This window comes from Mesorhizobium sp. L-8-10, from assembly GCF_016756635.1.
Taxonomy (GTDB): domain Bacteria; phylum Pseudomonadota; class Alphaproteobacteria; order Rhizobiales; family Rhizobiaceae.
This window is the reverse complement of record NZ_AP023263.1, coordinates 448,681-468,268: the sequence shown is the minus strand read 5'-3', so window position 1 is coordinate 468,268 and position 19,588 is coordinate 448,681. Positions and strand designations below refer to the sequence as shown.

18 protein-coding genes are annotated in these 19,588 nt (G+C 64.3%); 14 read left to right on the top strand and 4 right to left on the bottom strand.

What is annotated here, in order from left to right:
• Positions 1–85 precede the first annotated feature (85 nt).
• Positions 86–1,966, top strand: a complete 1,881-nt coding sequence (locus JN280_RS02100) for an adenine deaminase (RefSeq protein ID WP_244742815.1) — start codon at positions 86–88, stop codon at positions 1,964–1,966.
• 4 nt (positions 1,967–1,970) lie between these two features.
• On the opposite strand, the gene JN280_RS02095 is transcribed toward JN280_RS02100, so the two are convergent.
• The gene (locus JN280_RS02095) at positions 1,971–2,858 is read right to left on the bottom strand and encodes an alpha/beta hydrolase (RefSeq protein ID WP_202309885.1); all 888 of its coding nucleotides are present in this window, start codon (positions 2,856–2,858) and stop codon (positions 1,971–1,973) included.
• Positions 2,859–3,248: 390 nt separating this feature from the next.
• On the opposite strand from JN280_RS02095, the gene JN280_RS02090 reads away from it, so the two are divergent.
• From JN280_RS02090 to paaE, 7 genes are all read left to right on the top strand, one after another.
• Positions 3,249–3,890: a TetR/AcrR family transcriptional regulator gene (locus tag JN280_RS02090; protein WP_202309884.1), complete on the top strand. Its 642-nt coding sequence runs from the start codon at positions 3,249–3,251 to the stop codon at positions 3,888–3,890.
• 2 nt (positions 3,891–3,892) lie between these two features.
• The gene (paaX, locus tag JN280_RS02085) at positions 3,893–4,807 is read left to right on the top strand and encodes a phenylacetic acid degradation operon negative regulatory protein PaaX (RefSeq protein WP_202309883.1); all 915 of its coding nucleotides are present in this window, start codon (positions 3,893–3,895) and stop codon (positions 4,805–4,807) included.
• A 110-nt stretch (positions 4,808–4,917) separates the two neighbouring features.
• Positions 4,918–5,907 carry a 1,2-phenylacetyl-CoA epoxidase subunit PaaA gene (gene paaA / locus JN280_RS02080; protein ID WP_202309882.1) on the top strand — a complete coding sequence of 330 codons (990 nt, stop codon included), beginning with the start codon at positions 4,918–4,920 and terminating at the stop codon, positions 5,905–5,907.
• A 19-nt stretch (positions 5,908–5,926) separates the two neighbouring features.
• A complete protein-coding gene (paaB, locus tag JN280_RS02075; protein ID WP_202309881.1) occupies positions 5,927–6,214 on the top strand; it encodes a 1,2-phenylacetyl-CoA epoxidase subunit PaaB in 288 nt (95 codons plus the stop codon).
• Positions 6,215–6,270: 56 nt separating this feature from the next.
• Positions 6,271–7,047, top strand: coding sequence for a 1,2-phenylacetyl-CoA epoxidase subunit PaaC (paaC, locus tag JN280_RS02070; RefSeq protein WP_202309880.1), 777 nt, complete (start codon positions 6,271–6,273; stop codon positions 7,045–7,047).
• A complete protein-coding gene (gene paaD, locus JN280_RS02065) occupies positions 7,047–7,577 on the top strand; it encodes a 1,2-phenylacetyl-CoA epoxidase subunit PaaD (protein ID WP_202309879.1) in 531 nt (176 codons plus the stop codon). The genes paaC and paaD overlap by 1 nt, the downstream gene beginning before the upstream one ends.
• 9 nt (positions 7,578–7,586) lie before the next feature.
• Positions 7,587–8,714, top strand: a complete 1,128-nt coding sequence (gene paaE, locus JN280_RS02060; RefSeq protein WP_202309878.1) for a 1,2-phenylacetyl-CoA epoxidase subunit PaaE — start codon at positions 7,587–7,589, stop codon at positions 8,712–8,714.
• Positions 8,715–8,823: 109 nt separating this feature from the next.
• On the opposite strand, the gene paaK is transcribed toward paaE, so the two are convergent.
• Genes paaK through paaG form a run of 3 tightly spaced genes read right to left on the bottom strand, consistent with a single transcriptional unit; the run spans position 8,824 to position 11,466 of the window.
• Positions 8,824–10,152, bottom strand: a complete 1,329-nt coding sequence (gene paaK / locus JN280_RS02055) for a phenylacetate--CoA ligase PaaK (protein WP_202309877.1) — start codon at positions 10,150–10,152, stop codon at positions 8,824–8,826.
• A gap of 37 nt (positions 10,153–10,189) precedes the next feature.
• Positions 10,190–10,627: a hydroxyphenylacetyl-CoA thioesterase PaaI gene (gene paaI, locus JN280_RS02050; RefSeq protein WP_202314459.1), complete on the bottom strand. Its 438-nt coding sequence runs from the start codon at positions 10,625–10,627 to the stop codon at positions 10,190–10,192.
• A gap of 50 nt (positions 10,628–10,677) precedes the next feature.
• Complete coding sequence (gene paaG, locus JN280_RS02045; protein ID WP_202309876.1) at positions 10,678–11,466, bottom strand: 2-(1,2-epoxy-1,2-dihydrophenyl)acetyl-CoA isomerase PaaG; 789 nt, start codon at positions 11,464–11,466, stop codon at positions 10,678–10,680.
• A 135-nt stretch (positions 11,467–11,601) separates the two neighbouring features.
• Here paaG and paaZ point away from each other — a divergent pair, with 135 nt between their 5' ends.
• The 6 genes from paaZ (at position 11,602) to JN280_RS02015 (ending at position 19,460) form a co-directional block, all read left to right on the top strand.
• A complete protein-coding gene (gene paaZ / locus JN280_RS02040; protein ID WP_202309875.1) occupies positions 11,602–13,623 on the top strand; it encodes a phenylacetic acid degradation bifunctional protein PaaZ in 2,022 nt (673 codons plus the stop codon).
• 95 nt (positions 13,624–13,718) lie between these two features.
• Entirely contained in the window at positions 13,719–14,411 is a 693-nt protein-coding gene (locus JN280_RS02035; RefSeq protein WP_202309874.1) for an LssY C-terminal domain-containing protein, read from the top strand.
• Positions 14,412–14,827: 416 nt separating this feature from the next.
• On the top strand, positions 14,828–15,661 hold the full coding sequence (locus tag JN280_RS02030) for a hypothetical protein (protein WP_202309873.1): 834 nt from the start codon (positions 14,828–14,830) through the stop codon (positions 15,659–15,661).
• 69 nt (positions 15,662–15,730) lie between these two features.
• On the top strand, positions 15,731–16,201 hold the full coding sequence (locus tag JN280_RS02025) for a DUF992 domain-containing protein (RefSeq protein WP_244742809.1): 471 nt from the start codon (positions 15,731–15,733) through the stop codon (positions 16,199–16,201).
• A 246-nt stretch (positions 16,202–16,447) separates the two neighbouring features.
• Positions 16,448–17,155 (top strand): hypothetical protein, encoded by a 708-nt coding sequence (locus tag JN280_RS02020; protein WP_202309872.1) that lies wholly within the window; start codon positions 16,448–16,450, stop codon positions 17,153–17,155.
• A gap of 652 nt (positions 17,156–17,807) precedes the next feature.
• Positions 17,808–19,460 carry an arylsulfatase gene (locus JN280_RS02015; RefSeq protein WP_244743447.1) on the top strand — a complete coding sequence of 551 codons (1,653 nt, stop codon included), beginning with the start codon at positions 17,808–17,810 and terminating at the stop codon, positions 19,458–19,460.
• Positions 19,461–19,588 lie beyond the last annotated feature (128 nt).

The following is a 19,588-nucleotide window of genomic DNA, read 5'->3' as shown; positions in this document are numbered from 1 at the left end:
GGGCGCCGCCGCGGCCTAAACCATCACGCGACGCGCTGCTCGGCGCCAGCCCCCCGCACGTGCCTGCAGGAAAGAGATCCAAGTCATGACGATGTGTCCCGCCGATGCCTTGCCCGACGATCTCGAGATCGCCGCCGATGCCGAGATCCGCATCCGCCAGGATCTGGCGCTGGTGGCGCTGGGGCGGCGGCCCGCCGACCGGGCCCTGCGGGTGGGCAGGCTGCTCGACGTCCACACCCGCACCTGGCGCGACGACCAGGAGATCGTCATCAAGGGCAGGCGCATCGCCTGGGTCGGTCCGGCAGGCGCATATCAGGGCAGTGTGGCCGAACGCGCGCACGAGCCCGATCTGATGGCAGTCCCCGGATTGGGCGAAGTCCACAAGCACATAGAGAGCTCCCATATCACGCCCGAATGGGAAGCAGCCCTCGTTGTGCCGCGCGGCAACACCTGGACCTGCGAGGCAAGCCACGAATTCTCGAATGTCGACGGCGCAAACAACCTTGCCTTCTGGCTCGAGGCGCGCCGGCGCGGGTCGCCGATGAAGATCTTTCCCCTGCCGGGTTCGGCAGTACCGCCGACCGCCTATGAGCATGGCGGCGGCTGGTTCGGCTACGGCGAGCAGAAGGCGTTCCTGTCGCAGAGCCTGATGGTCGCGGGCCTCGACGAGGTCATGGACTGGCCGGCCGTGTGGAACCCCGACAATCCTTCCTATGACCGCTTGTGGGGCATGATCCGCGCCACTTTCGAGCAGCGCGGTGTCGTCGAAGGGCACGCGGCGGGGCTGCGCGATATCCCTTCGATCAATGCCTTCGCCGCGGCCGGCCTGGCTTCGGATCACGAGGCCTGGACCGTCGAGGAGTTCTGGGAAAAGCTGTCGCGCGGCCTGTTCATGGAACTGCGCGTGCACAGCCTTCCCGAGGTGATCCGCGGGCTGCTGGACAAGGGACTGGCCGACTGGTCGCAGGTGGCCTTCGCCACCGACGACCGCAGCGCTTCCGACACGCTGCGCCTCGGCGCGACGGACTACAATGTGCGCCTCGCCATCGAGGCCGGGCTGCCGCCCGAGATCGCGATCCAGGCCGTCACGATCAACCCGGCCCGGCATATGCGGCTGACGCCCTGGGTCGGCAGCATCGCGCCCGGCCGCTATGCCGATATCGTACTCCTGTCCGACCTCGCGCGCTTCGAGATCGCCAAGGTCTGGGCGGACGGCCGGCAGGTGTCGCACGGCACGGACTATCTCGCACCCGTTCCCGATATCGCCTGGCCCGGCTGGGCGACGGATACGATCCGCATCGGGCGGGATCTCACGGCGGAGGATTTCGTGATCCCCGCGCAGCCCGGGCGCACCACCATGAACGCCGCCCTGCTGCGGCCTTTCCACTGGACCGACGATTTCATCACCCGCGAGCTTCCGGTCGTCGACGGCCAGGTCGCGCGCGATGCCGACGCCAATGTCACGAAATTCGCCGTGGTCGATCGTTTCTCCGGCGAGGCGGGCGTGTCGCGCATGTTCTGGCTCGGCTGCGGCCCGCGCACCCCTGATACGGCGCTCGCCTGCTCCGTCGCCCATGACAAGCACAATGTCTGGGTGGTCGGCTCGTCCGACGAGGCCATGGCCGCCGCGGTCAATGCGCTCGCCCGCAACAAGGGCGGCTGGGCGCTGGTGCGCGAGGGCGAATTGGTCGCCACGGTGCGATATGAGGTGGGCGGCCTGATGTCATGCCGTTCGGCACAAGAACTGCATGAGGAGATGGAGAAGCTCTATGCCGAGGGAGCCAGGATCGACTGGCTCTACGAGCCGAGCTTCCACCCGCGCTGGGGCCCCGGTTTTCCCGAGCGGCTCTCCTTTGCGACGCTGACCTGCGCGCCTTGGCGCTGGGTGCTGGTCGCGCCCGGGCCGGAGGCGCCGGAAGGCTTCGTCAATGTGCAGACCGGAGCAACCCACCCGGTGGTGTGGTAGCCGGTCACCGCGCCAGATGCCGCTTGATGAAGGCGCCAGCTGAAGCGGTCGCCTGGCGGCCCGCTCTCAGGCGGGCCGACCATAGATGCCAGGCATGGATCATATGCGGCCAGACCTCCAGGCTGGCCGCCACGTCGGCCGCACCCAGCCGTCCGACGATGCGGACGGCATCGTCGAGCAGCGTCTCCGCCGATCCGACCTGCACAAGGGTGGGGGGCAGCCGCGAGAGATCAGCATAAAGCGGCGAGGCGAGCGGGCTGAGCGGATTTGCCCGGCCAAGATAGGACGAGGCCAGTTCCTGCAGATACTCGCGGTGGATCAGCGGATCGACCGCCTCCTTGGTGTCCATGCTGGCCCCGCTCATCTCCAGGTCGACCCAGGGAGAGACGAGCCAGGCGCATCCGGGCAAGGGCTTGCCAAGGTCGCGAAGGCGGGTCATGGCCGCCAGGGAGACGCCCCCGCCGGCGCTGTCGCCCGAGATGGCGATGTGGCCTGCGCCGATGCCGCGTCCGAGCAGGTACTCGAAGGCAGCCACCGCATCCTCGAGCGCGGCCGGGAACGGGTTTTCCGGCGCCAGCCGATAGGCCACCGCCAAAGTGCGGATGCCTGCCGCCCGCCCCGCCTCGGAGACCATGCGGCGGTGGCTGCGGATGGAGCCGGAACAATAGCCGCCTCCATGGAAGAAGAGCAGCACGCGGGAGGCGTCGCTGCCGGGCGCCAGCGACCATTCCGCCTCGCAGTGGCCGACGGTCTCCGGCTCGAAACTGATGTCGGCGGCGACGCCGTCCACCGATGCGACCGTATCGAGCCGTTCGCGCCGCTCGGTGAGGCTCGTCGGTCGTGGAAGCGACGCCAGCAGCGTCCTGACGCCTTCGATTTCCCTGCCGCTCATCGAACCCACCCCTGATGTGATGTTCGTCGGTCGATCGTCCGTAATCTATCATGGAAAACGGTGCTGCCACATCCGATCCTTCGAGGCTCGCTGCGCTCGCACCTCAGGATGAGGAACGCAGTGCCAAGCCTCCTTTGTCCTGAAGTGCGTAGTTCCGACGTCCTCCAACTCGCCTGGCGCCGGCCTCCCTCATCCTGAGGTGCTCGCGAAGCGAGCCTCGAAGGACGCACCGTATGTCAGCTTCCTCCGCCGACCCGCATTGGTGCCGGGTTTACGCGCATGGTGAAAATTGATAGAGCGTTCGGATAATTTTATCGAGCTGCCGTGTGGGAGAACGGCTCGGCTCGGCCTTGAAGGCGAAAAAGGACCGGGAAGGCGAAAAGGACCGACATGGCACGCACGCGCGCCCAGGATTATGACGCGAAGCGCCTCGCCATCTTGCAGCGCACCGCCCAGCTCTTCGCCCAGTTCGGCTACTCCGGCACCTCGATCACCATGATCGCCGAGGCCTGCGGCGTCTCCAAGGCCCTGCTTTACCACTATTATCCCGACAAGGAGGCGTTGCTCTTCGACATATTGTCGGCGCATCTGGAGGAACTTGTCGAGGTCGTGGAGAGGGCTGCCGCCACGACGTCCGAGCCGCGAGCCCGTGTCCATGCCATCGCCCAGGCGCTGCTCGAAGCCTATCGCGACGCCGATGCCGAGCATCAGATCCAGATCGCCAATCTCAAGCTGCTTCCGGAGCCCCGCCAGGAACAGTTGCGGGCTTTGGAACGGGTGCTCGTCAAGCTCCTGTCGGATGCGCTCGCGGAGGCGTTGCCCGGCATCGGACGGAGCGCATCCCTCAAGCCGCTCACAATGTCGATGTTCGGCATGCTCAACTGGCACTATCTCTGGTTCCGCAAGGGGGGCGGAATGTCGCGTGACGACTATGCGCGTTTCGCTTCGGAACTGATCCTGAAGGGCGCCGACGAAGCGGCCGCCGCAGTATCCGCTGTCGAGAGCGAGCCGGCCCGGCGCCGCGGGGCATGACCATGACCGACGCTCCGGCGCCTGCTGTTCGCGCAGGCGATCCGCGCCGCTTCAACGAGGTTCTCGACGCGACGCTTGCCGGCCTGCGCGAACAGCCCTCGCGCACATGGTCGATCATCATCACCATCTATGGCGACGCGATCGTGCCGCGCGGCGGTTCGGTATGGCTCGGCACGCTGCTCTCCTTCTTCAGAGCGATGGATGTCGGCGAGGGCGTGGTTCGCACGGCAATGTCGCGGCTCGCCAGCGACGGGTGGCTCGAACGCAGAAAGTCCGGGCGAAACAGTTTCTATCGGCTGGCGGAAAAAGGCAGCGCGACCTTCGCCCACGCTACGCAGCACATCTATTTCCCACGCCCCTCGTTGTGGGACGGCCGGCTCGACCTCATCGTCACCGCGGGAAGCGCCGATCGTGAGGCAGTGCGCGGCGCGCTGCAGTCGGCGGGCTTCGGCAGCCCGGCGCCCGGCCTCTGGGTCGGACCGCCCGGCGAGGAGATCCCGGCTGCGGCAACCAACGAGCTCAAGCTGAAGGCCAGCGGCGATACTGCCGAGTTGAGCGCTCTGGCGGCGCGAAGCTGGCCGCTCCAGGCGATCGGCGAGGCCTATCGGCGTTTTATCGCAGCCTTCGCGCCGATGCGCGCGGCGCTCGCCGGCGGCACCGTGCCGACTGATCTCGACGCCCTGGTCGCCCGCGTGCTGCTCATCCACGAATATCGGCGCGTTGTCTTGCGCGATCCGCTCCTGCCGGCGGCGATCCTGCCGGAGCATTGGCCAGCCGAGGAGGCCCGCCTGCTGTGTGGCGAGCTCTACCGCGCGCTGCTGAGGCCCTCTGAACGCTGGCTCGACGCCCATGCGTTGGGCGAGGATGGCGAGCCGCTCAAACCGGCGTCCGACATCAACAAGCGCTTCGCGGTCTGATGCGGCCCGCATCAGTGGCCGTCCACCCTGCCATATCGCAATATGTTACAGAAAATTGTTGCATTCAGAATTCTTGTAACATAGAATCTTTCTAATCTGAGGAGGATGCCATGTACACGCAGGCTCTCAACGCAAATCCAGATGCTGGCGGTCAGGTAGAGGACGCCGCATTGCTCGAACGTTTCCAGGAGCGCGTCGATGCCGAGGAGCGTATCGAGCCGAACGACTGGATGCCGGCCGCCTATCGCAAGACGCTGACCAGGCAGATCTCCCAGCATGCCCATTCCGAGATCGTCGGCATGCTGCCGGAGGGCAACTGGATCACGCGCGCGCCGTCGCTCCGCCGCAAGGCCGCCCTGCTCGCCAAGGTGCAGGACGAATGCGGTCACGGCCTCTATCTCTATGCCGCCGCCGAGACGCTCGGGACCTCGCGCGAGGGGCTCGTCGACCAGATGCTGTCGGGCAAGGCGAAATATTCCTCCATCTTCAACTATCCGACACTGACCTGGGCCGACATCGGCGCGATCGGCTGGCTGGTCGACGGCGCGGCGATCATGAACCAGATTCCGCTCTGCCGGTGCTCCTACGGCCCCTATGCGCGCGCCATGATCCGCGTCTGCAAGGAGGAGTCCTTCCACCAGCGCCAGGGTTACGAGATCATGCTGACGCTTTCGCGGGGCAACGAGGCCCAGCGCGCCATGGCGCAGGACGCCTTGAACCGCTGGTGGTGGCCCTGCCTGATGATGTTCGGTCCGCCCGATGCGCAGAGCCAGCATTCGGATGCCTCGACCCGCTGGAAGATCAAGCGCTTCTCCAATGACGAACTCCGGCAGAAATTCGTCGACGCCACGGTGCCCCAGGCTGAATATCTCGGTCTGTCGATTCCCGATTCCGCGCTGAAATTCAACGAGAAGACCGGCCATTGGGAATATGGCGAGATCGACTGGGAAGAATTCCGTCAGGTGATTTTGGGCAATGGTCCCTGCAACCGCGACCGGCTCGCGGCCCGCCGCAAGGCGCATGAGGACGGCGCCTGGGTGCGCGACGCAGCCCTGGCCTATGCCGCGAAGAAGCGCCGTCAGGCCGCCCAAGCGGCATAGAACTTGAAAGGACGCTGAGATGGCAACCACTTCTTTTCCGCTCTGGGAAGTCTTCATCCGTTCCCGCAACGGCCTGAGCCACAAGCATGTCGGCTCGCTGCATGCCAGCGACGCGACGCTGGCGCTGCAGGCGGCGCGCGACATCTATACAAGGCGCGGCGAGGGTCTTTCGATCTGGGTCGTGCCGTCGGCGGCGATCGTCGCTTCCGACCCCGCCGACAAGGGCATGATGTTCGAGCCGACCGCCTCGAAGATCTACCGCCATCCGACCTTCTACGAAGTGCCGGAAGACGTCGGTCACATGTGACATCCCCGCCCCCGTAGTGGGGCAGGGCAGCAAGATCGATCGATCAGGAGGAAGTCATGGCTTCGGGGTCCATAACGGTGGAAGAGACGCCGCACGTCCTCTACGTGCTGCGCCGCGCCGACGATGCGCTGGTGCTCGGCCATCGCCTGTCCGAATGGTGCGGCCATGCACCGATGATGGAAGAGGACATGGCCCTCGCCAACATGGCCCTCGACCTGATTGGCCAGGCGCGCTCGCTCTATGCCCATGCGGGCGAGATCGAGGCCGCCGGCCATGACGAGGACGCCTTCGCCTATCGCCGCGACGAGCGCGACTACCGCAACCTGCTCCTGGTCGAACAGCCCAATGGCGATTTCGCCCGGACCATCCTCAGGCAGTTCCTCTACGCGGCCTTCGCCGACCTCTATTGGCGCGCGATGATGGCGTCGAAGGATGCCACGCTCGCCGCGGTTGCCGCCAAGGCCGAGAAGGAAATGGCCTATCATGTGCGCCATACGGCCGAATGGGTGATCCGGCTGGGCGACGGCACGGACGAAAGCCGTCGGCGGATTCTTGATGCGCTCGAACTGCTCTGGCCCTTCACCGGCGAGCTGTTCGAAGTCGACGAGGCGGATCGCGCCGTCATCGAGGCCGGCATCGGCGTCGACCCGGAAGAACTGCGGGTTGCCTGGCGGGAGGCGATCCGGCCGGTCTTCGAGGAAGCGGGCCTCGCCGTGCCCGCCGACGGCTGGATGCAGAAGGGTGGCCGTTCAGGTCGCCACAGCGAGCATCTCGGCCATCTGCTCACCGAACTGCAATATGTGCAGCGCGCCGTCCCGGGAGCGGTCTGGTGATGTCCGCCAGTCCGCATCCGGAGCCTTCGGCGCTGGCTGCGGCCCGCGGCCTGCCTGATCTCGCCGAAGTGAGGCGCATCGCGGGCGCGGTCTGCGACCCCGAGATTCCGGTGCTGTCGATCGAGGATCTCGGCGTCCTGCGTGACGTGCGGTATCGCGACGGCAACATCGAGATCGTCATCACCCCGACCTATTCCGGTTGTCCGGCCATGAACATGATCGCGCTCGAAATCGAGTTGGCTCTGGCCAAGGCCGGTTTCGATCACGTCAAGGTGGTCACTGTACTATCGCCGGCCTGGACCACGGACTGGATGAGCGAGGAAGGCAGGACAAAACTGCGCGACTACGGCATCGCGCCGCCCGCGCGGGCTGCCGGCCGGCGCGCCTTGTTCGGCAAGGACGAGGTCGCCTGCCCGCGCTGCGGCTCGACCTCGACCTCGCTGCTCGCCGAATTCGGCTCGACCTCCTGCAAGGCGCTCTGGCGCTGCGAGGCCTGCCGCGAGCCCTTCGACTACTTCAAGTGCCACTAGGTTTCCGATATGTCCGCCGCCATTGAACAGAACCTCGATCCGTCCTCGTCCCGATCCGTCGGTCCGTCGCCCCATTTCCACCGGCTTGTGGTCGCCGATGTGAGGCGCGAGACCGAGGATGCCGTCTCGATCGCCTTCGCCGTTCCGCGCGAGCTGGCCGAGGCCTACCGCTTCCACTCCGGCCAGTATCTGACACTGCGCGCCATGGTCGACGGCGAGGATCTGCGCCGCTCCTATTCGATCTGCTCGGGACCCGGCGAAGGCGAACTGCGTGTCGCCGTCAAGCGGGTCGAGGACGGCGTGTTCTCCGGTTGGATCAACGACAATCTCAAGGCCGGCGACGAGATCGACGTGATGACGCCGACCGGACGCTTCGGCCTCGGCGAGGCAGTCGGCGACGGCCGCATCCATGTTGGCTTCGCCGCGGGCTCCGGCATCACGCCGATCCTGTCCATCCTGCGCGGGGTGCTGGCGTCGGAGCCGAACAGCCGTTTCTTCCTCTATTACGGCAACCGCTCGACCCGGGACATGCTGTTCCGGACCGAGCTCGAGGAACTGAAGGATGGTTTCCTCGGCCGCCTCTCGGTCTTCCATGTGCTCAGCCAGGAAGAGCAGGATCTGCCAATCCTCAACGGCCGGCTGGACGGCGAGAAGGTCCGCATCCTGCTTAGCGCCCAACTGCCCGCCGCGGCGGTCGACCATGCCTTCGTCTGCGGGCCCGCCACGATGATCGAAGATATCGAGGCGGCGCTGAAGGATGTCGGCCTCGCGCCGGAGAAGATCCATGTCGAGCGTTTCGTGTCCGTCCATGGCGGCCGCCCCCAGATCAGGCCGAAGGTCGCGGCCGAAGCGCCGGCGGCTCATGTCGCCGCGCTAACCGTCGACGGCAAGCGCCGCGAGGTGCCGGTGGCCGAGGGCGAGACGATCCTCGACGCGGCGCTGCGCGCGGGCATGGACCTGCCCTTCGCCTGCAAGGGCGGCATGTGCTCGACCTGCCGGGCCAAGGTTCTGGACGGCGCGGTGGAGATGGACGTGAACTATTCGCTGGAGCCCTGGGAGATCGAAGCCGGCTTCGTGCTCACCTGCCAGTCGCATCCGAAGACGCCGCGCGTGGCGGTGGATTTTGATCAGATGTGAGAAGGGAGCGAATAGCGAGTAGCGAATAGCGAATAGGGAAAAGAGAAATGGCTTGCTACTCGCCTACTCGCGTGGCAAGTCATTGGTTTATTTCGCTATTCGCTATTCGCTATTCTTTCGGCCTCTTGTCCACCACGCGCCGCGCCTTGCCGGCCGAGCGTTCCACCCCTTCGGGCTCGCGGATGACCACGGCGGTGCTGATGCCGATCGTGTTCTTGATCGTCTCGACGAAGCGCTGTGCGTGTTCGGTCAAGCCTTCGCCGTCCCAATGTTCGGCGCGTGCTTCGGCGAGCACAGTCATGTGATCCATGCGGCCTTCGCGGGTGAGCTCGATCTGGAAGTGGCCCGAACACCATTCGGTCGCCAGCAGCGCCTCCTCGATCTGGCTCGGGAAGACGTTGACGCCGCGAAGGATGATCATGTCGTCGGAGCGGCCGGTGATCTTCTCCATCCGTCGCATGCCGGGGCGCGCAGTACCGGGCAAGAGCCGCGTGAGATCGCGGGTGCGGTAGCGGATGATCGGGAAAGCTTCCTTGGTGAGCGAGGTGAATACCAGTTCGCCCGACTCTCCGTCGGCGGCGGGCTCGCCCGTCTCGGGGTTGATGATTTCGGGCAGGAAGTGGTCTTCCCAGACGTGCAGCCCGTCCTTGGTCTCCACGCATTCCTGCGCGACGCCGGGGCCGATCACCTCCGACAGGCCGTAGATGTCGGTCGCCTGCATGTCGAAGGACCGTTCGATCTCTTGGCGCATGGCATTCGTCCAGGGTTCCGCACCGAAGATGCCGAATTTGAGCGACGTGGAGCGCGGATCGATGCCGGCCTTGCGGAATCCGTCCAGGATGGCGAGCATGTAGCTCGGCGTGACCATGATCACGTCGGGGCGGAAGTCGGCGATCAGCTGGACCTGCCTTTCCGTCATGCCGCCCGACATCGGCACCACGGTGCAGCCCAGCCGTTCGGCGCCGTAATGGGCGCCGAGACCGCCCGTGAACAGGCCGTAGCCGTAGGCGACATGGACCATCATGCCCGGCCGTCCGCCGGCGGCGCGGATCGAGCGCGCCATCACGTTCGCCCACATGTCGATGTCGGCCTTGGTGTAGCCGACCACGATGGGCTTTCCGGTCGTGCCGGACGAGCCGTGGATCCGGACAAGCTTCTCGCGCGGCACGGCGAATAGCCCGTAGGGATAGTTGTCGCGCAGGTCCTGCTTCACCGTGAAGGGGAACTTGGCGATGTCGGACAGGTCGCGGAAATCGGAGGGGTGGACACCCGCGGCGTCGAATTTCTGCCGGTAGAAGGGCACATTCTCATAGGCGTGGCGCAGCGACCAGGCGAGCCTTTCGCGCTGCAGGGACTGCACCTCGTCGCGCGAGGCGCGCTCGACCGGATCGAGGCTTCCGAGGTTCATGTCTTCGGGATTGAATGCCGGCAGCGCCATTGGTCTTCTCCTCCGTAGTCCGTCGTGCCGGGCCTGGTCAGGCCCCGGCCTTGTCGATGCCAGTCTTGTCGATGACAGTCTTGTCGATGCCAGTCTTATCGATGAAAGAGCCGCCGACCGTCCGGGAATGTCCGCGGAACTCGGCGACGATCTCGGCGCCCGCCCGTATGGTGACGTCGTAGATGCCCGAGCGCCCGAAGCGCGTGACCTCGCGCGCTTCGGCCACCAGCGTCTCGCCGAGCCGGCCGGGCCTGATATAGGTGATGCTGCAGTGAGCGGCGACCGTCGTCAGGCCATGAGAATTGCAGGCGAAGGCGAAAGCACTGTCGGCCAGGGTGAAGATGTAGCCGCCATGCGCTGTCGCATGGCCGTTGGTCATCGCCTCGCCGACGCGCATCGACAGCGTCGCGCAGCCGGGTCCGACCTCGACGATTTCCATGCCGAGGTCCTGGCTGGCGCGGTCCGCCGCCCACATTGTGTCGGCGGCGCGCCGTGCCGTGGCTTCGGGCGAGGGGTCTTCGCGGTTCACTCGGGTTTCCCCGTGAATGCGGCCGGCCTCTTCTCCATGAAAGCGCGTACGCCTTCGGCATAATCCGGCGTGCGGCCGGCACGCCGCTGCAGATCGCGTTCGAGGTCGAGCTGGGTGTCGAGATCGTTGGCCGCCGAGGCGTTGAGCGCCTCCTTGGCGAGAGCGAGGCCCTGCGTCGGCTGGGTCGCCAGATGGGCGGCAAGCGCCTCGGCTTCGGCCATGAGCGCCTCGTCGTCCACGACCTTCCAGATCAGCCCCCAGGCTGCCGCCTGTTCGGCCGACAGCGGCTCGGCCAGCATGACCAGCGCGCGTGCCCGGGCGTCGCCGATGAGGCGCGGCAGGAAGAAGGTGCCGCCGGAATCGGGCACCAGCCCGATCTTGGAGAAGGCCTGGATGAACCTGGCCGAGCGCGCCGCCAGCACGATGTCGCAGGCGAGCGCGATATTGGCGCCGGCGCCGGCCGCGACGCCGTTGACAGCGCAGATCACCGGCTTGCGCAGCGCGCGAATGCGGCGGACGAGTGGATTGTAGAAGGTTTCGAGCGTATGGCCGAGATCGGGCGGGCCGTCGGATTTGACGCGGTCGGACAGGTCCTGGCCGGCGCAGAAGCCGCGTCCGGCCCCCGTCAGCAGCACGGCCCGACATGTTTCGTCCGCTGCGGCCTCGTCAAGTGCGGCGGCGAGCGCCCGGTGCAGGTCCTCGTTGAAGGAATTCAACCGATCGGGTCGATTCAGCGTTATGATCGTCCAGCCGGGGCGGCGGTCCACCAATAGAGTTTCCGTCACCTTGTCCTCCCATTGCACGCATTTTCGCGTAAGGTACTTGAATTAACCGATCGTTCGGTCAATAATTGATCAATGCATCGCTTTTGTCAACCGGCAAAGGCGTCGGAGGAGCCCCGCAGCGGTGGAGATGGACACATGCCCGAGATCCTGAAGAGTTATGTCGAGGACCGCTGGTTCGCGCCGGAGACCGGCCTCGTGGACATCGCGAGCGCGATCGACGGCCACGTCGTCGCGCGCGCTTCCACCGCCGGCATCGACTTCGCGGCCGTGGTGGCCCACGCCCGCACTATCGGAGGACCGGCGTTGCGCGCGCTGACCTTCCATCAGCGGGCCGCGATGCTGAAAGCGATCGCCGAGCATCTCACCGCCCACAAGGAAGAACTCTACAGGATCGCCGCCGACACGGGCGCCACCCGGCGCGACAATTGGATCGACATCGATGGCGGCATCGGGACGCTTTTCGCTTATGCGTCGCGCGGTCGGCGCGAACTGCCGAGCGAGCGCTTTGTCATCGACGGAGACACCGAGGGCCTGTCGAAGGGCGGCAGCTTCGTCGGCCTGCATGTGCTGACGCCGCTCGCCGGCGTGGCCGTCCACATCAACGCCTTCAACTTCCCCACCTGGGGCATGCTGGAGAAACTCGCGCCGGCGATCCTGGCCGGCGTGCCCGTCATCACCAAGCCCGCGACCCAGACCGCTTACGTCGCCGGGGCGGTGGTGCGCCTCATCGTCGAGGCCGCCATCCTGCCGGCAGGAGCACTGCAGTTCCTGGCGGGGTCGACGGGCGACCTGCTCGACCACCTGACCGGCCAGGACATCGTCTCCTTCACGGGCTCGGCCGAGACGTCCGACCGGCTGCGCAGCCACAAGGCGATCTCCGAGAAGGCCGTCAGGTTCGTCGCGGAGCGCGATTCGCTCAATGCAGCCGTGCTCGGGCCGGATGCCGTGCCGGGAACGCCCGAGTTCGACCTTTTCCTCAAGGAAGTGATCCGCGAGATGACGGTCAAGGCCGGGCAGAAATGCACTGCCATTCGGCGCGTCATCGTTCCCCGGCAGCAGCAGCACGCTGTCGTCGACGGTCTGAAGGCGGCCCTTGCTGCGATCGCCCCCGGTGACCCGCGTGACGAGGCCACCCGGCTGGGGGCCCTGGCATCGGCCACGCAGCGCGCCGCGGTCTGCGACGCGGTGCGTGAGCTCGGCACGGAGGCCGAGATCGTCTTGGGCGGCGCCGATGCGCCCGGCGGCGCGGGAGCGTTCATGGCGCCGGTGCTGCTTCTCGCGGCCGATCCGCTTCATGGCGACAAGATCCATCGTGTGGAGGCCTTCGGTCCGGTGGCGACCGTCATGCCCTACGATACGCTCGAGGATGCGGTTGCACTGGTCGCCAAGGGCGAGGGAAGCCTCGTCGCCTCGGTCTTCACCTATGATCCGGCCGTCGCCGAACAACTGATCTTCGGCATCGCGCCCTGGCATGGGCGCCTGCTCATCGTGGACCGCGATTGCGCCAAGGAATCGACGGGACACGGGTCGCCGCTTCCGGCGCTGGTCCATGGCGGGCCGGGCCGGGCCGGCGGCGGCGAGGAATTGGGCGGACTGCGCTCCGTCTTCCACTACATGCAGCGCACCGCGTTGCAGGGTTCGCCGCAGCGGCTGGCCACACTCACCGGCCGCTGGACAAAGGGCGCGGCTGCGCCCGTCGCGGCGGAGCACCCCTTCCGGCGCAATTTCGAAGGGCTCGCGATCGGCGACTCGGTCGAGACGCCGGCGCGGGAAATCTCGCTGGCCGACATCGAGCATTTCGCCGATTTCACCGGCGACAAGTTCTACGCTCATATGGACGAGGCGGCGGCCCGCGCCAATCCGTTCTTCCCCGGCCGCGTGGCCCATGGCTATCTCATCCTCTCCTTCGCCGCCGGCCTTTTCGTCGACCCGGCGCCCGGACCGCTGCTCGCCAATTACGGGCTCGACAATCTGCGCTTCCTGAAGCCCGTATCCCCCGGCGATACGATCCGTGTGCGGCTCACCGTCAAGGAGAAGCGCGCCGCCCGCGCACCCGAGTATGGCGAGGTACGCTGGGACGTCGAGGTGTTCAACCAGAACGACGAGACGGTTGCCCGTTACGACCTGCTCACAATGAGCGCGCGTCAGGCGGCTTAGCGCATCGCCCTCCTATTGACGTGACCTGGTACCCAAGCTGAAAGATACTGTGCTGCCAAGGTAAAGCACAGTTCGGCAGCTTCGGGAGATAGGCGATGAAGCGTCGAACGAGAGACGGGCTGCGAATCGTACTTGGTTTGGCGATCGCATATCTGCTTGTCGCCTATTTCATTGTGCCTGAGATCTGGATCTTTCGGGATGCGTCGCGCGTCTCGGACTTCGGCGACATGGTCACGCATACGGAGCAGGACATCCCTGGCGATCCCATCAATGTCGGACTGGTCGGGACAAAGGAACAGGTCATTCGCGCATTCGCCGCAGCCGACTGGGATCCAGCCGACAAGATCACGCTGCGCTCTTCCATCGACATCGGTCTCAGCGTCGTGCTCGATCGACCCGACCTGGACGCGCCTGTCAGCCCTCTGCTCTACGAGGGGAGGAAGCAGGATCTTGCTTTCGAAAAGCCTGTCGGACACAGCGCCGACCAGCGCAATCATGTCCGCTTCTGGCTAACCAAGAACCTCGGTAGCGACGGTCGTCCGATTTGGCTCGGTTCGGCCAGCTTCGACCGTGGCGTCGGGCTCAGCCATGACACCGGCCAAATCACCCATCACATCGGCCCCGATGTGGACGCTGAACGAGACCTCGTCATCGGCGACCTCATGAAGGCAGGACAGCTTTCCTCCAGCTACGAGATCCCCGGAATAGGCGCCACCAAAGACGGCCGCAACGGTGGTGGCGATCCGTATTATACGGACGGCAAGGCTCTCATCGGGGTGTTGAAATAACATCATCAGCCCTTTTTGCTCGACGAGCGCTGCGTGGGTTCCGGTTCGTTCAGCCCTATCCACCCGAACATCTCGCGCAAAGATCGAAATCGGACTGTTCTCCAGATATGCCGGGGTTCACCGCATGGCCTGGCGGCAACGAAAAACCGCCGCCGTTTCCCAAAAGGACAGTATCGCCTAAGAACGGCGCGAAGTAATATCGGCATCGGGCGATGCAGTATCGCTGCATCGCCCGATGTCGACAGGCGCCAATATTGCCACGAAACTTATGAGTGATGCGCCCCGCGGAATGAAACGACGCGGGCGCCCGCCACGCGGCACCTGCCGCCGGCTCACGGGGGGTCACTCGCAGCGGGCATCGACCGGACGCTTGGGCGCGCATGCAGGGCTACGTCCGCTATGTAGGGAGATGAAGCATGACACACAGAACTCTTATCCTTCTTGCCGTGCTTGCCGGAAGCCAGTGGTTTAGCTTGAGTGGTGGCCTCGCGCAGGAGGCCGATGCCAAACCGCATGTTCCCCTTCAGAAAACGATAGGCCAGGTCACGCCGACCGGCCCGGTTCCCTCGCTTTTTGTGCTCAACTCGGCCGGCGCAAAGCTCGAGGGCAACAAGCTGACCATGACCGGCGTTGCGCCGAACTCGATCGTTTTCGCCGATCGCCCGGTGCGGGCAGCAGGGCATGTCACCACCGAGCAGTTCATCATGCAGTGGGACGAAGGCAAGGACAACTTCATCAAGGATCCGCCCAATGCGACCATTTCGGTCCTCGGCGGCGACGGCTCCAAGGTCGAGGATGCCGTGGTAACCTTGATGAAGCCGTTGCTCGAAGCCGGCAACCTGACCTTCGAGGTTGCGGTCCTCGAGGGAAGCCTGAGCGGAGGCAGTGGACCCGCCGCGCTGTTCATTGATCGTGGCGGCGGCTTCGGCGGAGGCGGCTTTGGCGGTGGTGGCCATGGTTTCGGCGGCGGCGGTTTTGGCGGTGGCGACCGCAGCTTCGGCGGCTTCCATGACGACTTCGCCGGCGATCGATTGGCTGGCGACTATCGACGCTTCCCTGACGATCGATACGCGGTCGACCGATACGGCGTCGATCACTACTGGCACGCGCCCGTCTATCATGGCGCGTGGTACGCCGGCGGGCTGGCAACAGGTGCCGCGATCGGCGCTGCCGCGGCTGCTCCTTACTATCGCGCGTACCCTTACGCTTACGGGCAATGCGGATATTATCCGTATCCGCCTTGCTACTAAGGCGAGAACCGGAGGATAAGAGTGCTCGTGCTAGCCAACAAACGGCGTTCGTCAAACAGGGAGATGATAATGGCTTTCGTCCGCACAGCATGTCTTGGGTTGATCGTGGCACTGGCCTCACTCGACGCAAGTGCCCAGAACTCGGCGCAGATCGGCACGCTGTCATGCGATGTGTCTCGCGGAATCGGTTTCTTCGTGGTCGAAAAGCAGACGCTTTCGTGCGTTTTCGAAGACGGCAAAGGCAATGTCGAAAACTACACCGGTTCGATTGATCAGTTCGGCGTCGCGATCGGCGAGGTTGCAGCAGGGCATCTGGTCTGGGGCGTCGTGGCGGCGACACGCGGCCTTCCGCAGGGCGCGCTTGCCGGCACCTATGCTGGAGTGGGCGCTAACGCATCGCTCGGCGCCGGCGGTGGCGCCAATGTTCTCGTCGGTGGCAGCAACCGCGCATTCTCCTTGCAGCCGATCTCTGTGGAGGCTCAGAAAGGCATCAACATCGCGGGCGGGGTTACCGCTGTCACCTTGAAGCCTGCCCCTTGAGAACCGAACGGGATCAAAACCACGAGGCTGACAAACAGCAGCTTGGAGGCCATTCCGCGCGCCTATCGAAGTGATGCTCGGAGTGGCCCAAATGGACTGAGGCATTTGCGCCCGCGTCAGTGGAGGCGCCTCCACTGACGCACGCAGAGGTCCGGCCGAGTCGCGAACTGGCGGAAGGTATTCTATCTCCTCAGAGCTCCGCGACCCGGTGCAAAGGCAAAGATCCAGCAGGAGGTGGCTCGACCAATGGCGACCTATGTCCGGCACGAGCAATGTGGATATTATCCCTATCCACCCTGCTATTCAGGTAAGGCCATGGGCCTGGAACGCTCCACACGTCGCCACCGGCTCAACCATCCCGCAGCACTGCAGGGTGCTCGGGTGAGTTGGCTGATGTCAGCACTCCTCTTCAGCGCGGTGCCCGCGTTCGCGGGAAACAACTCGATCGGCCTCGAGATAGCCAACGACCGGGAAGCGGACGACTTCAGCGAGTCGAAGGACGTCAAATATCAAATCGACGGTGCGCATACCTTCGATAACGGCGTCATTCTCGGCGGATCCTTTCAGTACACAGACCCGGCCAGGGGAGGGAAGGACAGTCAGAACGTGGAAGCGACCATCGGCTATCGCCTGTTGCTTGGGCAAGTCTTCTCGGTGGTGGGCAGTTCCGGTATCGGCGCGAGGTTCAGCGGATCGGACGATGTCTTCGCCTACTATGTTCTGAAAGTAGGCGCCGACCTGCGCATGACTGATCGTGTCACCTGGAACGCCATCGGCTATCGATACCGCAACGCCTTTGACACCGACAACGACTATGATACGCCGCAGCTGTCGACCGGTCTTTCTTTCAAGGTCGATCACGCAAACTCGGTCTCGACCAAGTTCTATCGCAGTTGGAAAGACGGCAACCCGGACGAAACGGGCCTTGCACTCGGCTTCAAGCACGAGTTCTGAGCCCGGCGGGAAATCAGGACGTGGCGCGCCTCGGGGCAGTGGTGTTCGTGAAAGGTCCGCAACGCGCTTGAAAGGTGCAGGCGCGAGAGTATCGGACATCTGCAAGAAATATCCGGGCCGAGTTGAGCTACCGGCTGGAGGCGGCGGGATCAGTCACGGCGATTGACCATGATGCGGTCAGGATGGCGGCGGTCCAGTTGGGCTGTGTGGCCTTCCTGCGCAAGCCGTTTCCAGCCGATTTGCTGTGCTGACCGACGCTGCAATGAACGCCCTGTCGCCCCTCCCCAACGCTGAACGCAGCCTTGCCTGAAATCCGGGCATACGATGTTGTTCCTGGCGGCTGCCACCTCCTCAGAAAGGACTATAACGCTTCGACGAACCGCTCGATATAATTGATGCCGGGTAATCCCGGACGCGTTGTCATCGCTTCATTATTCGTGACGAAGGTTCGGATCTGCTGGCACAAGCAATTCGTGTGCAAGAGCGAAGAGAAAGGGAAGGCGGCCACGAGTACGTCCTACCCGATTTCGGTGCCAGTGAGACCTGGCAGTATCTTACCCATCTGAATCAGCCTTCGCCGCAATGGCAACGTCCGCCTTATTGAAGAAAGGCGAGTAACATGAAAGCAGCAGCAACTTTCATTGCAGCGGGTATGGCAGTCGGTGCGACCCTTCTTTGCAGCACATCGATGATCCACGCCCAGGAACAGGCCAAGCCCAACATCCTGGTGATCATGGGCGACGATGTCGGCTGGTTCAATATCGGCGCCTATCACCGGGGCATCATGTCCGGGAAGACGCCGAACCTCGATAAACTTGCCTCCGATGGCATGATGTTCACCGACTATTATGCGGAAGCCAGTTGCACTGCGGGCCGGGCCAGCTTCATCACCGGTGAAATCCCGTTGCGCACGGGGCTGACGACCGTCGGCCAGGCCGGCGCCGACGTAGGCATGCCCGACAAGGCTGCGACCATCGCTGCCGCCCTCAAGACCGAGGGTTATGCGACCGGCCAGTTCGGCAAGAACCATCTCGGCGATCTGAACAAGTATTTGCCGACCCTGCATGGCTTTGATGAGTTCTTTGGATATCTCTATCACCTCGACGCAATGTCGGACCCCTACTGGTATTCGTTCCCGAATGACCAGTCGTACCGTGACAAGGTCGGCCCGCGCAATTTGGTCCACAGCTTTGCAGCCGATACGGACGATACGACAGAGCAGCCGCGATGGGGCAAGATCGGCAAGCAGAGGATCGTGGATGAAGGTCCCCTGGCACCGTACCCCGATATGTCCAACGTACCGAACATGCACGACATCACGCCCAAGGCCAAGTACGACATGGGAACGTTCGATGAAGTGCTGGTCAAGGCTTCGTGCGACTTCATGGACAAAGCCAAAACCGACGGCAACCCGTTTTTTGTCTGGCACAACACGACGCGGATGCACGTCTGGACATTTCTGTCGGCCAAGTACCAGGCGCTCATGAACAGCGATACCAATTACGGCCTCGAGGAGGCCGGCATGGCGCAACTGGACGACAGCGTCGGTGCGCTGATGAAATGTGTGGAGGATGCGGGCGAAACCGACAACACCATAATCATCTTCACGACCGACAATGGCGCCGAAGTCTTCACGTGGCCCGACGGTGGCATGACCCCGTTCAAGGGCACCAAGGGTACGGTGATGGAGGGCGGTTTTCGCGCGCCCGCGATCATTCGCTGGCCGGGAAAGGTCAAGCCGGGCACAGTTGAGAACGGTATCTTCTCGGCTTTGGACTGGTTCCCCACGCTCTTAGCGGCTGCCGGCAACCCCAACATAACCGAGCAACTTCTCAAAGGCGTGCAATTGGGTGATCGGACCTACAAGAACCACCTTGACGGCTACAACCAGCTGGACCTGCTGCAAGGCAATGGGCCGTCCGCCCGTCGCGAGTTCTTCTACTTCGGCGGCCCTCAGTTGGGTGCGGTTCGTATCGATAACTTCAAGTTCCAGTTCTTTCAGCAGCCGCAAGGTTGGCCAGGTGCGAAAGTAACCACGGATATGCCCACAATGGTCAACATCCGTCAGGACCCATTTGAACGGACACCGTCGATCGGCGAGCAAAGCCTCAATGATCTCGGCGGCGGCTACATGAATGACTTTTTCGCACGCGAGTTCTGGCGGTTCGTAAGTGTTCAGCAGGAAGTCGCGAAATTGGCCCTCACGGCGGTTGACTACCCCCCGATGCAGGATCCGGCCTCATTCAACCTCGATGCGGTAAAAAAACAGATTGACGCGGCAATCAGGAACAAGCCGGGCAACTAGGAAACAAGATCGACGCGACGGGCGGCTCTCTTCGGGGCGCCCGTTGCTCAACCCGCGCCATACGGAGTACAACCCGCCGAGACTCTGATTGCGGCTGGATGAGAATCCGGTGGCAGGTCAGGGCAGTC